The 14208-nt window shown below is 70.8% G+C and carries 15 protein-coding genes; 6 read left to right on the top strand and 9 right to left on the bottom strand.

Annotation, left to right across the window (positions count from 1 at the left end):
* Window positions 1–14 precede the first annotated feature (14 nt).
* Complete coding sequence (locus ACH47Z_RS33280; protein WP_399080419.1) at window positions 15–314, bottom strand: SHOCT domain-containing protein; 300 nt, start codon at window positions 312–314, stop codon at window positions 15–17.
* Window positions 315–549: 235 nt separating this feature from the next.
* On the opposite strand from ACH47Z_RS33280, the gene ACH47Z_RS33285 reads away from it, so the two are divergent.
* Together ACH47Z_RS33285 and ACH47Z_RS33290 are read left to right on the top strand one after the other, a co-directional pair.
* Entirely contained in the window at window positions 550–1770 is a 1221-nt protein-coding gene (locus ACH47Z_RS33285; RefSeq protein ID WP_399080421.1) for a glutamate--cysteine ligase, read from the top strand.
* Window positions 1771–1937: 167 nt separating this feature from the next.
* Window positions 1938–3260 (top strand): phosphatase PAP2 family protein, encoded by a 1323-nt coding sequence (locus ACH47Z_RS33290; RefSeq protein ID WP_399080423.1) that lies wholly within the window; start codon window positions 1938–1940, stop codon window positions 3258–3260.
* A gap of 121 nt (window positions 3261–3381) precedes the next feature.
* Here ACH47Z_RS33290 and ACH47Z_RS33295 read toward each other — a convergent pair whose 3' ends face one another.
* Complete coding sequence (locus ACH47Z_RS33295; protein WP_399080626.1) at window positions 3382–3516, bottom strand: pirin-like C-terminal cupin domain-containing protein; 135 nt, start codon at window positions 3514–3516, stop codon at window positions 3382–3384.
* Between the two features lie 177 nt (window positions 3517–3693).
* Between ACH47Z_RS33295 and ACH47Z_RS33300 the strand changes: the two genes are divergently transcribed.
* Both ACH47Z_RS33300 and ACH47Z_RS33305 read left to right on the top strand, forming a co-directional pair.
* On the top strand, window positions 3694–4116 hold the full coding sequence (locus ACH47Z_RS33300; RefSeq protein WP_399080628.1) for a DUF664 domain-containing protein: 423 nt from the start codon (window positions 3694–3696) through the stop codon (window positions 4114–4116).
* Window positions 4117–4401: 285 nt separating this feature from the next.
* On the top strand, window positions 4402–5172 hold the full coding sequence (locus ACH47Z_RS33305) for a maleylpyruvate isomerase N-terminal domain-containing protein (protein ID WP_399080425.1): 771 nt from the start codon (window positions 4402–4404) through the stop codon (window positions 5170–5172).
* A gap of 42 nt (window positions 5173–5214) precedes the next feature.
* On the opposite strand, the gene ACH47Z_RS33310 is transcribed toward ACH47Z_RS33305, so the two are convergent.
* Complete coding sequence (locus ACH47Z_RS33310) at window positions 5215–5565, bottom strand: ArsR family transcriptional regulator (protein ID WP_399080427.1); 351 nt, start codon at window positions 5563–5565, stop codon at window positions 5215–5217.
* A gap of 118 nt (window positions 5566–5683) precedes the next feature.
* Here ACH47Z_RS33310 and ACH47Z_RS33315 point away from each other — a divergent pair, with 118 nt between their 5' ends.
* Window positions 5684–6445 carry an ANTAR domain-containing protein gene (locus ACH47Z_RS33315; protein WP_399080428.1) on the top strand — a complete coding sequence of 254 codons (762 nt, stop codon included), beginning with the start codon at window positions 5684–5686 and terminating at the stop codon, window positions 6443–6445.
* 126 nt (window positions 6446–6571) lie between these two features.
* On the opposite strand, the gene ACH47Z_RS33320 is transcribed toward ACH47Z_RS33315, so the two are convergent.
* From ACH47Z_RS33320 to ACH47Z_RS33340, 5 genes are all read right to left on the bottom strand, one after another.
* Window positions 6572–7309, bottom strand: a complete 738-nt coding sequence (locus ACH47Z_RS33320) for a GAF domain-containing protein (protein WP_399080430.1) — start codon at window positions 7307–7309, stop codon at window positions 6572–6574.
* Window positions 7310–7322: 13 nt separating this feature from the next.
* On the bottom strand, window positions 7323–8174 hold the full coding sequence (locus ACH47Z_RS33325) for a GAF and ANTAR domain-containing protein (RefSeq protein WP_399080432.1): 852 nt from the start codon (window positions 8172–8174) through the stop codon (window positions 7323–7325).
* Window positions 8175–8651: 477 nt separating this feature from the next.
* The gene (locus ACH47Z_RS33330) at window positions 8652–9275 is read right to left on the bottom strand and encodes a hypothetical protein (protein WP_399080434.1); all 624 of its coding nucleotides are present in this window, start codon (window positions 9273–9275) and stop codon (window positions 8652–8654) included.
* 250 nt (window positions 9276–9525) lie between these two features.
* Window positions 9526–9933 carry a hypothetical protein gene (locus tag ACH47Z_RS33335; protein ID WP_399080436.1) on the bottom strand — a complete coding sequence of 136 codons (408 nt, stop codon included), beginning with the start codon at window positions 9931–9933 and terminating at the stop codon, window positions 9526–9528.
* 85 nt (window positions 9934–10018) lie between these two features.
* Window positions 10019–11425 carry an FAD-dependent monooxygenase gene (locus tag ACH47Z_RS33340; protein ID WP_399080438.1) on the bottom strand — a complete coding sequence of 469 codons (1407 nt, stop codon included), beginning with the start codon at window positions 11423–11425 and terminating at the stop codon, window positions 10019–10021.
* Between the two features lie 75 nt (window positions 11426–11500).
* Here ACH47Z_RS33340 and ACH47Z_RS33345 point away from each other — a divergent pair, with 75 nt between their 5' ends.
* On the top strand, window positions 11501–12397 hold the full coding sequence (locus tag ACH47Z_RS33345; RefSeq protein ID WP_399080441.1) for an amidohydrolase family protein: 897 nt from the start codon (window positions 11501–11503) through the stop codon (window positions 12395–12397).
* Between the two features lie 28 nt (window positions 12398–12425).
* On the opposite strand, the gene ACH47Z_RS33350 is transcribed toward ACH47Z_RS33345, so the two are convergent.
* Window positions 12426–14138 (bottom strand): sigma-54-dependent Fis family transcriptional regulator, encoded by a 1713-nt coding sequence (locus ACH47Z_RS33350; RefSeq protein ID WP_399080443.1) that lies wholly within the window; start codon window positions 14136–14138, stop codon window positions 12426–12428.
* Window positions 14139–14208 lie beyond the last annotated feature (70 nt).

Genomic DNA, 14208 nt, shown 5'->3' on the forward strand with positions numbered 1-14208 from the left:
GGGCCCTGCGCCGGTCAGGAGGTGGGTGGTCCGGATGCGCCCGGCGGTGATTCCCTGAGGGTGGCCAGACGGCGGCGGTATTCCTCCTCGTCGATCTCGCCGCGCGCGTACCGCTCGGCCAGGATCTGCTCGGGGCCGCTGACCGGGGGTGTTCTCTGCCAGGTGTGGTACTCGGCGCCGGGCCGGGCGGGACGCGCCAGGGCCCGGAAGAGCAGGATGCCGACGGCGATGATCAGTACCCAGAACAGCACGGTGCCGAGCAACATCACGAACCAGCCCCAACCGTTCATGCCGTGGCCGTACCAGAACATCATCCGCGCCTCCCGTCCAGGGCATGTCGGTCACCAGGCACGCGCGACGACTCTCCTGTCCTCCATCATCGCGCGCCACCGGGGAGGGCGCCGGGCGGCCGCGGCCACAGGACGGACAAGCCGCGCCTGGCGCCCGTGCCCTCGGCGAAGGGAGCTCTTCGGCCATCTGCGGGTCCATTCGAGGCGGATTGCCCCTGACAGGGGGAAGTCCGCGGTCCGCCGGTGAAGGATCCTGTCCGTGGAGAGCCGAATATCCCGCAGTGGGAGCAGGCCGGCGCCCCGGGCCGGCGGCGAGGCGAGGGCGAGGGCGGGCGGACCGTCCGTGACGGTGGGGGTGGAGGAGGAGTTCCTCCTCGTCGATCCGCACACGCACCTGGTGATGCCGGCGGCCGCCCCGGTCATCGCGACCGCCCGGCACAAGCTCGGCGACCTGGTCGCCCCGGAGTTGACCTGCTACCAGGTCGAAACGCGCACCGAACCCCACCACGATCTCGGCACGCTCGCCGAACAGCTCTATGCCAACCGGCTCCACCTGTCGCGTGCGGCCGCCGCGCACGGCGCCGGGCTGATCTCCAGCGGCACCCCGGTCCTCGTGCCCACGGGTGCGCCGACGTTCATGCCGGGTGAACGGTACGAACGCAGTGCACGGGCCTTCGGCGCGCTGGACGAGGAGCAGGTGTGCTGTGCGTGTCATGTCCACGTCGGCATGGACAGCCGCGAGGAGGCCGTCCAGGTCAGCAACCACCTGCGGGCCTGGATCGCGGTGCTGATCGCGGTGGCGGCGAACTCACCGCTGTGGGGCGGGCGGGACACCGGCCACGCCAGCTGGCGCACCGTGTGCTGGGCACGCTGGCCGGCTGCCGGTCCGCCGCCGTACTTCGAGTCCGCCGGACACTACGACGATCTGGTCGCCACCCTGATCGGCACCGGTACGGTCCTCGATACCGGCGGGATCTACTGGGACATCCGGCCCTCCCACCACCTGCCCACGCTGGAGGTGCGGGTCGCGGACGCGGGCCTGACCGTCGACGACACCGTGCTGATCGCCGCCCTCGTACGCGCGGCCGCCGCCACCGCGCTCGCCGCGGTCCGCGCGGGCCGGCCGGCCCCACGGCCCGACCCACACCTGCTGCGCGCGGCGTCGTGGCGCAGCGCCCGCGACGGTCTCACCGGAACGGTTCTCGACCCGGTCTCACGCGAACTGGTTCCGTCCTCGCGCCGGATGCACAGCCTGCTGGCCTGGATCCGCCCCGTCCTCGCCCGGAGCGGCGACACCGCCCTGGTCGACTCCCTGCTGTCCCAGCTCAACCTTCACGGCACCGGAGCAGTCCGCCAGCGCGCCGCCCACCGGCGCCGCCGGCGCCCGGCCGACACCGTCGACTACCTCCTCGCCCATACCCTCACCGCCCCGACAGCCACCCCCACCGACAGGAGACGTCCTCGCCCCAGCCGAACGTGAACTGCGGGCCATCCGAGAGGAGCGAGATCCACCCGTACCGCTCCGATAGCATGATCGACCGCACGACGAGCGCACGCACCGCCCGTCCGTCACCAGATCACGCTAACAAATCGGCTGAACCATTGACATCTATAGCATCGCGGTTGTTTTCGCGAATAAACAGCAGAATGAAGTCCGCCGTGTGGTGTCAACCACGGGCGCTGCTGTGGGCCACGGCGGGTGTGGCGGTCCTCGGATTCCTCGTCACGCTGGAGATCGCCGCGCGTCACTACGGCCTGCCCGGGCCGATCACCAATCAGGTGGAAGAGGTGATACTCCCGCCCAAGTCGGGTTTCCTGCTGTACGCCAGTATGGCGTTGATGATGGTGGTGCTCACCTGGCGGCAACGGTTCATCGCGGCTGCTGTCGCGATCGGAATCGATGTCGTCTTCTTTTTGGTGCGGTGGGCGGCCGGCGTCAGGATCACCCATGGCCACCCGTTCGGCAACGGCGCGTTGTGGGTGATTCTGGGGTGTGCGGTCATCGCTGTCACGCGCCGCACGGGGCAGGAACGTGTCCTGCTGTTGAAGGGCGTCGGGCTGGGCCTGCTGCTGGTGGCCGGTCGCAAGGCCGGCGACATCTGGCTACTGATCACGTCGAGGACCCGCCCGGCGGTGTTCGACCAGTACGTGGCGACCGCCGATCACGCGCTGGGCAACCCGTCGTGGCTGGCGGGCCGGATCGTCAGGGCCTCCGGTCCGATCGGCGCCCATGTTCTCGACTACGTCTACATCCAGCTTGCGGTGGCCGCGGTCGTCGTCGCGGCGTACCAGCTGCGCAACGTGGCCGTCGAGCGCCGATTCCCCAGCCATCATCTGGTGCGCACCTTTCTGGTCATCGGCCTCGTCGGGCCGGCGATCTACATGGTGTTCCCGGTGGTCGGACCGGCCTTCGCCTACGGCACCGAGGGCGGGCACTGGGCGGTGGCCGACCTGTGGCCCGACACGCCGCCGCCGCTCACGGCCCCGCACCCGATGCCATTTGACGTGATCACCCCACGCAACTGCATGCCCAGCCTGCACACAGCGTGGGCCACGGCCATTTTCGTTCATTCCCGCAAGGGCCCACGCATGCTGCGATTCGCAGGCGCGTTCTGGTTGATCGCCACGCTCGGCGCGACGCTGGGGTTCGGCTACCACTACGGCGTGGATCTCGTTGCCGGTGTGGTGTTCGCGCTCACGATCGAGGCAGCCTTGCGTTCGCTCGAACGTGGCTGGGACCGGTCAGGATTCCAGCTCGTCGCCCATGGTGCAACGGTCTTCGCCGTGCTCTTGGTGTCATATCGCTATCTGCCGAGGGAGATGGCCGGACATCCGTGGGTGTTCGGACCACTTCTCCTTCTGGCGATGGCCTCAGTGGTCCACGGCTACGTACGGACCACCACCTGGTGGGAAGCGAGGACCGCACCAGCACGGCAACCGGAACCGGAACCGCAACCCGAGCCCGTCTGAGTCACGTCAGCGCCACGGACGTCACGCAACGTCGCGCCTCTCGATCGAGTCCGCGCCTGGAGCCCGGTGGCCCGCTACGGCGGCTTCAGGCCTGTCCCTGTGGAGCAGCGCGGGGCGTTGGTCATCGGTCGTAGGCGAGGCGCGCCGTCCGGGGCACCGGGCCGAAGGACCCGGCGTGGAAGTCGGTGAAGGCCTTGGTGATCTCCAGTTTGGTGTTCATCACGAACGGGCCGCCGAGGGCGACGGGTTCGCGCAGAGGTGTGCCTGTTCGCGCACGTCATGAACGGCCGCCTGCTCGTCGGCGGCCGCGAACTGCGCGCCGGACAGACCGGCTGGTCCGACCCCGTCACCAGCGCAACGACCAGCACCCTGCAGCTCGCGGCCGTCGACCCCGACGAACCCGCTCGCGTCATGGTCTACAGCGCCCGAGCCCCTGCCCCGGTGGGACGACGCCGCCGAGCGCGGCGCCGACATGTGGGTGACCGAGCACGAGACGCGCGAGGAGACCATCGACCGCTACCGTCGCGCAGGGGAGCACTCGGACGCGACGATCACCGCACTCACCATCGACTCCCCCGGCTACGTGCCCTGGTGGCCACGCCCCGAGGTGAAGCTCTTCGACATCCTGGTCCACGTGCTCACCGAGACCAGCCGGCACGCCGGACACGCCGACATCCTGCGCGAACAACTCGACGGCGCCACGGGGACAGCGGCCGAGTACGCACATCCGCAGCGCGAGGCGGCGTTCTGGGATGCCCGGCGCACGACGATCGAGCGGGCCGCCGGAGCAGCCGCCGCCAAGCCCGATCACACCGCTTCTGCCGACGCGCACGGCTCAACCAGGACTACACCCTGAAACAGCCCTCGCCGTGACAACAGGCCATCTCGGCCTCTGGAGCCCGCGCCCGTGCTCCACAGGCCAGTTCCGTACGTCCCCCACCGCGCGGTGTCCGGGTCCTTGACGAAGGGCTGAGCGCTTCGTCAACGCCGTTGCAGCTGGTGCTCGGCAAACAGAGCCTGCTCCGGCCCATACCGGCGGCCCCGCCCTGCTTGATGGCCTTTCAGGCGGGGCTCGACCGAGCGGAGCCGCCGTGCTGGACGGGGTGGTTTGGCCGACAGCCGGTCGGGCTACCCATGGCGCATGATTCCATCCCGGGTCGAGGAAACACTGCCGGAGCTGGCCCCCTTCGTGCACGCCGTACAAGGCCGGCGCCCTGACGACGGCACATGGTGCGAGGCGTGGACGGTCCGGGACGTCCTGGTCCACCAGGCGGGCAATGCCGAGGAACTGGCCCGCGTTCTGCAGGCGTTCCTCGAGGGCACGCCGGTGCAGACCAGGGGTTTCGACCGTGAGCAGCCCTATCGGCAGATGCCCGACTGCGACCTCTGGACGGCATTTCTGAACAACTGCGAAAAGCTCACCGAGGTCGCCGCGGCCGGCGCACGCCATCTGCCACCGGACACGGAGATCATGTGGACCGGGCGGCTCGTGAAGCCCCCCTTCTTCGCGGAGCACATGCGCGAGGAACTGATCCTGCATCGCTGGGATCTGGCCGGCGACGACCAGACCGCGGTGCAGGCGCTCAACGAGCCGTGGATGACGGAGCACAGTGTGGTCTCGGTCGGCCGCCCCCTGCTGGAACGCGGCCGCACCGGTCTGGACCTCGGGCCGGACGGGCGGATCGAGGGCCGCCTGCGCACACCCGGCATGGACGACGTCGTGGTGACCGCCGACGCCGACGGCGGCACCATCCGCCTCGCCAACCCCGAGGGCCCCGCCACCATCGAGAGCGACGCCGCCGTACGCGTCCTGCTGCTCTGGGGGCGCCGCCCCGCCGACCCGTCACGCTGGTACAGCGCCGCCGGCCCGGAAGCCCTGCGCCAGGTACGAACCCTCCTGGGCGGCTACTAAGAACAACAGGGCGACGCTGGAGCGACAGCTCGGGGCCGGATGTCAGGTGTCGGCCCGAGCCCGCTCGACGATCCCCTGGCGCTCGGCCTCGTCTCTGACCAGCATCGACAGCAGGGACGCCACGGTCAGGCCGGCCTCGGCCGGGTGACGCAGGACCTTGCTCGGGTCGACCTGGTAGTGGTTGACGCGGCCGTTGCGGGTGTGGGACAGGTAACCGTCCCGCTCCAGATCCGAGATGATCTTCTGAACGGCGCGTTCGGTGAGCCGGCAGCGCGCAGCGATGTCACGGATGCGCGTGTTGTGCTTGTCGGCGATGCTGGCCAGTACGCGCGCGTGATTGGTCAGGAAGGTCCATCCGGTATGCGGCTCGGGCACTCCGTCGACTGCCACCATGAGCACAGGGTACGACCGCGCGTACACGTTCACAAAAGCACGAAACAGTATTCGTGTATGACTTGACGTGCAATGGGGGGCGTATGAGCCTGAAGGAGGACATACGGAGGAGGCAGTCATGCCGGTACCTCCCTACGAGGAGCCTGTGACGAGCGAGGACGGCACCGACCGCTCGTCGACGCCCGCCAGGAACCTGCTGGTGCGGACCGGGCCGGACGGCGGCCGCGTGGCCGTCACCGTGAGCGGGGTGTTCTGCCTCGACGACAGCCAGAGCCTGCGGCACGCCCTGTGCGACGCTCTCACGAGGTCGGCCGAGGGAGTGGACCTGGACCTCAGCGGACTGACCCTCGCGGACTGCTCCGCGCTCAACGTCCTGCTGGCCCTTCGCCGTCAGGCGGTCACGGCAGGCAAGACGGTGACCGTCACCGCGGCCAGCGCCGCCGCGGAACACCTGCTGACCTTCACGGACACCTACGCCCTCTTCTCCGTCACACGCGACCGGACCGATGCACCCGGCGGGACACCCGGGCCGCGGTACGAGGACGCCGACGACGGGCTCCTGCAGACCGAGGTCGTCCAGCTCCGCCATGCGCTGCGGACCCGGCCGGACATCGACCTGGCGCGCGGCATCCTCATGGCCTCCTTCGGCCTGAGCCCCGACGAGGCGTGGGAGGTCCTGGTCACGGCCTCCCAGAACACCAACACCAAGCTGAACCGCCTGGCCAGGGACGTGGTCACCACGGTGCAGGGCGCGTCCCTGCCGGATCCGGTCCAGAGGCAGCTGACGGAAGCCGTCGCGAGAACCCGCAGGACGGGTGGTCGTCCGCAGCTCCGTGCCCGCACGGGCCCGACCCGGCAGGCGGTGTGCCAGGGCCGGTAACGATCAACGGATGCCGGACGGTTCAGTCCTCACCCCTGACGATGTTCCACTCGGCGCTCGTGTGCGCGGCGGATGAGGCACTGTCGTCCGCGACGGCGGCCGCACAGGTACGCACGCCCTCAGACTTCAGCCGGTCGCGTGGGCGGGGAGCACCGCCTCCAAGAGCAGAGTGCGCTGGACCAGGGCGTGAGCGACCAGGGTGGGGCGGAGGTCGGTACCGAGGGCGTATGTCCGCAGGGCCGTGTAGGCCTTGGCCAGGCTCAGACCGCCGTACTCCGCGAGCATGCCGCCGGCGATCTCGACGGTCGCCTTCGCGGCGATCGCGCCCTGCACGCGGGTGCTGATGTCGTCGGGGCGGATGGGGTACGGGTTCCAGTTGACGAGGGCCACGGCGGTGACGTCGGCGAGCGCCTGGGCCAGGTTCAGGTCCAGCTCCGGCAGCCCGCCGGGGCCGGTGAGCAGGAGGTTCACGGCGCCGATGGTCTGCTGATGGACGCGCAGGGGCAGCGCGTGCACCGCCTGGAAACCCGCTTGCCGGGCGAAACGGGCCACCAACGGCCAGCGGTTCGTGCTGCTCACCAGGTCCGTGGCGTCCACCCGCTCACCCAGGCGGTAGGAGTCGACACAGGGGCCTTCGTCGGTCTGCAGCTGGAAGAGTTCCATGAGGGCGGCCCGGTCGTCGGTGACGGCCATGGTGCGCAGGCCGCCGCGCAGCGGGGCCACCATGACGCCGACCGCGTCGGCACCCGTGATCTCCCTGCAGTTCGTCGCGAGGCGGTCGAGGAGGACGACCGGGTCGACGTCGTCCGCGAAGGAGTCGGCCAGCCCGACGAGAGCCTCGGCGAGCTGCTGTTCGCGATTCATGACTGTTCGCGGTTCATGACTGTTCACCGTCCGGTCCGTCGTCGCCGGTGTCACGCCGGCCGTCCTGCTCGCCCGGGTTGCCTCCAGGCCCTCGCTCGGGCCGGAAGCTGAACCTCCGGGCGATCACGTCACGGGCCACCTCCGTGACCGTACGACCCTGGACGAAGGCGCGCGCCCGCATCCGGTCGAGAGCCTCCTCGGGGTCCACGCCGAGCTGCACCATCACTATGCCCATCGCCTGATAGACCTCGCTGTGCTCGGCCTCCGAAGCCTCCACCCATGACGCTACCTCGTCTTCCGGCACCCGTTCGGTTCCGTCGCGCCGAGAATGCAGACTCATGACGGCGAACGTGACCGCATCCCGCGCCCACAGGGCAATGCTCAGCTCGCTCGCGGACAGCCCGCCGGGCCGGTCGCGGTACAGGTCGAGGGTGCCTATCGCCGCTCCGCCGACACCCAGCGGCAGCGAGAACACCGCCCGGACCCCCAGCCCGACCGCCTGGTGCGCGAAGACCGGCCACCGCCTGCTGTCGGGCTCCCTGGCGAGGTCCCCCGCCAGCACCGGGGCCGACACGTCGAGCGCGGTCTGGCAGGGCCCGTCACCCAGGGTGTACTGCGCCTCCGCCAGCCGGGCGGCGACACGGTCACTGGCACACCAGGTGGCCCGGACCGTGGGGCCGCCGGAGATCGACACCGAGGCACCGGTGACCGACAGCAGACCCACGCAGGCCCGGCAGAGCGTCTCCGGGACCTGCTGGGCGTCGACGCCTCTGGCGGCAGCGGCAAGCGCGTCGATGACACGCAGCCGTTCCGCCTCCGACGGATCTCCGCGACCGGAGCGCTGCGCGAAGAAACCGGATGGCATGGTCTTCACCTCCCCGTCGGCGAGCTCGGTCAGCAGACCTGATCCACCAGTTCCCCGGCCGTCAGGGAGCCGGGCGGCGAGGTGTCCGGCCTACGTGCCGGAGCAGGGCGCGGTGCTCTCGTCTCGAGCGGATCCCACGGGCATGGTTTTCCGTCTCTTCGTTCACCGCCGAGCGGACGCCTGACGGGTACCCCCGCCGGGTGACGGCGCAACCAGATCGGCCGGACCGGCGACAGCATGCGGACAGCCGCCCGGGAAGTCCGCACGCACCGATCTCCACCACGACGAGGCACCACCCAGGACGCCCTCGCCCACGACCACGAACCCGACGAGCCGGGCTTCACCCCGCCCCGCCACACACAGGTTCCCGGGGCGGATCCACGGGCCGGGCGGCGTGGTGCCACGGACATCGGTGACCTCAGGCGTGGCTCAGGACACGGTCCACGGCGATGCTCGGTGGTCAGCGACACGGCAGGGCTATGCGGTGGTGCTGCTCTTGGTGAGGCGGGCGTACTGGGCCTGGGCAAGTGCGGTCAGTCCTGCCCGGTCAGCCGTGGCATGGGAGTAGTAGTGCATCTCCACCGCGATGTCGCCGACGGTGAACCGGGCCTGCATGACGATGTCCCCGTAGGAATCCGCCGAGTCGGCGGTGAGAATCCTGCCGTCCGGCAGTCCTGCCAGTGCTGAAGCGGACGTCGCCATGCTCGCGGACAGTGAGTCGACGTAGCCACGGGCTTCAGCGGCGCCGCGGAACTTGATCAGGAAGATCACTGCCCCGGTGCCGTCCGCCGCGTCCCAGTTGGTCTCGGCGGCATGCACGAAGCCCTGTTCCTGCAGGTACTCCTTCTCAGCAGTGATGGACTTCGCCACGAACATTCCCCGCACGAACTGGTCGAGGTCGAGGGTGCTGCGGGGAGCCAGTGCAATGGTGTGATCCGGCTTGGACCCGGTCGGAGCCGAGAGCAGTTCGTCCCTCAGCTGTGCTGCGGTCGCTGTTTTCTGGTGTACAGCGGTCGGCCGCGTCTCCTTGGCCGGCGATGAGTGGCCGCAGCCGCTGAGGGTGGCCGTGGCGAGTGCTGCGATGAGAGGGGTGCCGGTCACGGTACGGCTGACCTTCAGCGAACCCGTCGACCTGCCCCTGGCGACACGGCCATCTGGGTCAACCAGGACCAGGCCCCTCACGACGTGCACACCAGCCCCGCCCCCTCGACCCGCTGCTCCTCCTCGCCGGATCGTCGCCGTACTCTGCCTGCTCCTGGTCGGCTCCCGCTCGGCCCACCGCAGGCGCGCGAGACAGCGGCACAGCCTCGCCGGGCTGACCCACGGGCCGTACGCGACGTCGGCTGCCGGGTCAGCGCACCCTGACGGTCTCGGTCGGCGTGACCAACCGGAGGCGGAGCTTGTTCGAGTTCCAGTCCGTCTCGTAGAGCGCGCCGCGGAACTGGAGCGTGCCACGGTGCTGCGTCCGCACCCATGTGTCGACCGCGCCGCCGTTGAAGACCGCGCCGTGCGCGCACTTGACCGTGTGCCAGGATGCGCTGCCCTGTCGCTGCTGCACGCAGAACTTCTGAAAGAGGTCGTCGTCTTTCATGGCGTACCCCTTCACGTGGACGCGCGCGCCGGCCTTCACCGTGTGCGGACTCGCCTTGAAGTCGTAATCGACCTTTGCGGAAGCCGTCACCGCACTCAGCCCGAGTGCCGATACGCCGACTGCCGCAAGGACGGCCGCACGCGCGGCACGTCGATTGAGAACGCCCATTCTTTGTCTCCTCCTTCGGACGGCCTCGTGCCCGATTGCACCTTGTCAGAGGGTAAATGAGGGAGCGCCGTTGCCCGGTGATGCTTCATTTTTCGGGTGTGGGCCGCATGGCCTCCGCCAGGGCTGCGGTGGTGTTCGCGGGGGGCATGCACGTGGATCCACCTCGTGCGCGGCCTGTGCCCAACGGTGTCCTTCGGGACCGGCGAGCAGCAGATGGCGGCCGTCGCGGACCAGATCGAGGGTCGAGAGGCCGTCGTAGCGGCCGGTGAGGAAGGTGTGCGGCAGCCGGGTGCCGGGCTCGCCGCGCCACCGGCCCGGCTCGTCCGCCTCCGGCAGACCGCGATCCGGATCGTCGCCGGGCATGCGGTAGCGGTAGCCGATCGCCACTGCCGCCTCGCTGAGCAGGGGGCGCGTCGGCCGGCGCTTCGGCGCGGTCCCTGAGGCGGAGCAGGGCCTGTTCGACCGTGAGTGCGCCCACCGCCCGCCGCTCGGGTCCGTAGTCGTCCAGCAGTCCCGGACCGGCGTCACCGCGCAGCACGGAGACCAGCTTGGAGGTGAGGTTCCAGGCGTCCTGGATGCCGGTGTTGGCGCCGAAGCCACCGGTCGGCGGGGTGACGTGCGCCGCGTCTCCGAGCAGGAAGACCCGGCCTGTGCGATAGGAATCGGCCACCCAGCCGCCCATCTGCCAGGGCCGGGTCCCGGTGACGGTGCAGCGCGACGCGGGCAGTCCCAGCGCACGTGACACGGCGTCACGGCACCGCTCGGTGTCGGACATCGTCGCCGGGTCGACGACCGCGGGATCGTACCTCACCGACACCGTCCCGCGGTCGTGTGCCGTGTCCCAGGAGATGAAGGCCCGCTCGGGCAGGTCGGTCCGGGCCAGGGCGAGGCGGCGGCCCTCGAGGATCTGGCGCAGGTCGGCCGTGAAGCCGATCTCCATGACGTGTGCGACCGCCTCGCTGCCGCTGCGGCCGATGCCGAGCCCTTCCCGGATGGTGCTGCTGTTCCCGTCCGCGGCGAGCAGGTAGACGGCCCGCACGGTGTACGGGTCTCCGGCGGGGTCGAGTACGTGGGCGACCACGTGGTCGTCGTACTGTTCCAGGTGGCGGAACCGGTGGCCGAATCGCAGGTCGGCGCCTGCGGCGCGGGCGTGCGCGCGGACCACTTCCTCCAGGTCGGCCTCCTTGACGAAGGCGCTGGGACACGGCGAGACGTCGCTGACGTCCTGTGCGGCGGGCAGAGGCCGGCGCCGTACTTCCGGCCCGGCGAGGGAGGTGACCACCGCGGCGTGGTCGGCGGGCGGGAGACTGCGCTGGACGGCGTACACGTCCTGGTCGGCCCCCATCGAGCGGTACGTCTCCATGGTGCGTGGATAGAACAGCTTGGCGCGCGGCCGGGTCGACACCGCCGGGTGCTTCTCGACGAGTACGGGGGTGATGCCCCGGGCGGCGAGGAACAGCGCGGCCGAGGCTCCCACGATGCTGCCGCCCACGATCAGGACGGCGGCGTGCTCAACTGGTGTCCGGGAATGGGCGTGTGGAGCGCGGCCACGATGTCGAGGGGGCACATGACATACCTACATGAGTCGACGAGCGAGGCAGTCGAAGTCCGCCGGTTCTGGCGGCGGCTGGGGCTGCCGGGGCTCGTCGACGTCCACACCCACTTCATGCCCGAGCGCGTGCTGCGCAAGGTCTGGGGTTACTTCGACTCGCTCAGCCCGGAGACCGGCGGACTCCCCTGGCCCATCACCTACCGTGCCGAGGAAGCCGAACGACTCGCCGTGATCCGGGATTTCGGTGTCCGTGCCTTCACGTCGATGCTCTATCCCCACAAGGCGGGCATGGCCGAGTGGCTCAACGGCTGGGCCGCGGACTTCGCACACCGCACTCCCGACTGTCTGCACACCTCGACGCTCTTCCCGGAGACGGGAGTCGAGCGCTACGTCCGGGAGGCGGTCGAGGCGGGCACGCGGGTGTTCAAAGCGCACGTGCAGGTGGGGGCGTACGACCCGGCCGACGACGTGCTCGACTCCGCCTGGGGGCTGCTGGCCGAGGCCGGGGTCCCCGTCGTGATCCACTGCGGCTCGGGGCCCGCGCCGGGCAAACACACCGGACCCGAGCCGGTCGGGAGCGTGCTCGCGAGGCATCCCCGACTGCGGCTGGTCATCGCGCACATGGGGATGACCGAGTACGAGGACTTCCTCGGCCTCGCCGAGCGGTACCAGGAGGTGCGGCTCGACACGACGATGGTGTTCACCGACTTCGCCGAACGGCTCGCACCGTTCCCGCGGCGCGCACGGCCCCGTCTGGCCGACCTCGGCGACCGGATCCTCCTCGGCAGCGACTTCCCCAACATCCCCTATCCGTACGTCCATCAGCTCGAGGCCCTGGAACGTCTGGAACTCGGGGACGAGTGGCTGCGAGGCGTCTGCCACGACAATGCCGCACGACTGTTCGGGTTGTGACGCGGGCGCCGCATGGCATGGTGACCGCTCAGCCCTGGTAGCCCCGCAGCTTGCGGTACAGCGTCGCTCGGCCGATGCCCAGGGCGGCCGCCGTGCGCGCCTTGTTGCCGCCGTGCCGGCGCAGCGCGTCCAGGATCGTGGTGCGTTCCGCGTGCTCCATCGCGCTGAGGTGCCGTGCCGCGGGCCCTTCGCGCACCGGGTCCGGCAGCTCGGCACGCCGGACGGGCCCGGAGGCGCGCCGATGCTCCGTCAGCGTGCGTACGACGTGGGCGAGTTCGGTGACGTTCCCGGGCCATGGGTACTGCTCCAGCGCGCGCAGCGCGTCGAGCGTCCAGGTCAGCGGAGTCCGTCCCGGCGCGGGACGCGGCGCCAGCGCCGGGAGCAACTCCCGTATGTCCTCGGGGCGTTCGCGCAGCGCGGGCAGGGCGACCGAGCGGGCGGCCAGCGTGTCCAGGAGTCGCTGGAGACAGGGTCCGGGTGGTGTGCCGGGCGTGTAGGTGAGCAGCAGGGGTGCGTCCGGGTGGGTGTCGAGCAGGGAGTTGAGCGCGGCCACGCCCGGCTGTGCGAGCCGCTCCGCGTGGCGGAGCAGAACGGGCCGCCCCTGCGCCAGGTCGGAGTGGAGGCAGTCGAGTCGCCCGTTCTCCGCCGCGTCGACGATCCGCGCGCTGCTCCCGCCCGGCAGCTGACGCGCCAGTGCCGTCTTGCCCGTGCCGCGTTCTCCCGACAGCACCAGCGGTTCCCGGGAGCCGGCCAGGTCGAGGGCCCGTTCGACGGCGTGCCGCCAGGGGACCGAGGAGCCGGTCAGGGTGGTGGACGGGCGCGGCACGCGGCGTACGGCGTCGGCGAGCGGGTGCAGTACGGCCACCACCCCGATGACGGCACCCTCATGGCGGACGGGAGTCATCCGCGCGGTGCACCCCGCGCCCTCGGGCAGCCTGTCCGCGTCGGCAGGGAGGTCCTGCTGCCGTACGGCCAGCGCCGTACGCTCCAGCGCGGCCAGCGCCTGCGGCGACAGCATCTCCTCGGCCGCCGCGCTGAGCAGTCGGTTGCGGCCGTCGAGCACGGCCACCGCGTGGTCCGGGCCCTGGGCCGCCCGGCGGTAGGCGTCCAGCAGGGCCCGCTCGGCCGTCCGTGACCGGGTGAGCAGCGCGGCCTCCACGGCGCCGGCGGCGGCCTCGGCGAGCGCCGCGCCGGGGTGCGGCGGGCATCCGTCGCACAGTGCCGTGGCGACGGTGACCGTGCCCAGCACCTGTCCGTTCTCCGGCGCGAGCACCGGCACGCTGACCGCGGACAGGTCCTGCCACCGGTCGAGGAAGTGCTCGGGCCCGTGCATCTCGGCCCGGCGCCGGGTGCGCACGGCGAGCGCCGCGCTGTTGTTGCCGACCTCCTGTTCCGAGAGGTCGGAGCAGGGCTCGAGCCCTGGGATGCTGCCGGCCGTCCACAGCACGCGCAGTCGGTGGTCGGTGAGGACCAGGCGGGACCGGCCGGCGCCCAGGGCGGGGGCGATCCGCTCCAGCACGGGGCGGGCGGCGCCGAGCAGGGGCGACTCCGCCGGCCGTACGGGCCCGGTGGCCGTCTTCTTGAGATCGTGCGGAACCCCGAAGAACCGTGCGCGCCGCCATGCCGCGACGACCTCGTCCGGTACGCCGTCCGGCAGGGGACGCCCCGTCAGGAACCGCTCGCGGGCCAGTCGCAGCGGTGGGAGCGCGGGGCCGGCGGGAGACTGTTCTGTGGTGGTCACGACGCCTCCCACCGTACCGGGTTCAGTTGAATGCGCAACAATTGGGGCGGCACCAGCGACCCGCCTGGCT

Origin of the sequence: Streptomyces sp. NPDC020192 (genome assembly GCF_044388685.1) — a bacterium.
Classification (GTDB): Bacteria; Actinomycetota; Actinomycetes; order Streptomycetales; family Streptomycetaceae; genus Streptomyces.

Bases quoted from the DNA above. Each gene is read 5' to 3' on its own strand.
- ACH47Z_RS33280 (WP_399080419.1), bottom strand. From the start codon at position 314: ATGATGTTCTGGTACGGCCACGGCATGAACGGTTGGGGCTGGTTCGTG.
- ACH47Z_RS33290 (WP_399080423.1), top strand. From the start codon at position 1,938: ATGAAGTCCGCCGTGTGGTGTCAACCACGGGCGCTGCTGTGGGCCACG.
- ACH47Z_RS33305 (WP_399080425.1), top strand. From the start codon at position 4,402: ATGATTCCATCCCGGGTCGAGGAAACACTGCCGGAGCTGGCCCCCTTC.
- ACH47Z_RS33310 (WP_399080427.1), bottom strand. From the start codon at position 5,565: ATGGTGGCAGTCGACGGAGTGCCCGAGCCGCATACCGGATGGACCTTC.
- ACH47Z_RS33315 (WP_399080428.1), top strand. From the start codon at position 5,684: ATGCCGGTACCTCCCTACGAGGAGCCTGTGACGAGCGAGGACGGCACC.
- ACH47Z_RS33320 (WP_399080430.1), bottom strand. From the start codon at position 7,309: ATGAATCGCGAACAGCAGCTCGCCGAGGCTCTCGTCGGGCTGGCCGAC.
- ACH47Z_RS33325 (WP_399080432.1), bottom strand. From the start codon at position 8,174: ATGCCATCCGGTTTCTTCGCGCAGCGCTCCGGTCGCGGAGATCCGTCG.
- ACH47Z_RS33335 (WP_399080436.1), bottom strand. From the start codon at position 9,933: ATGGGCGTTCTCAATCGACGTGCCGCGCGTGCGGCCGTCCTTGCGGCA.
- ACH47Z_RS33345 (WP_399080441.1), top strand. From the start codon at position 11,501: ATGACATACCTACATGAGTCGACGAGCGAGGCAGTCGAAGTCCGCCGG.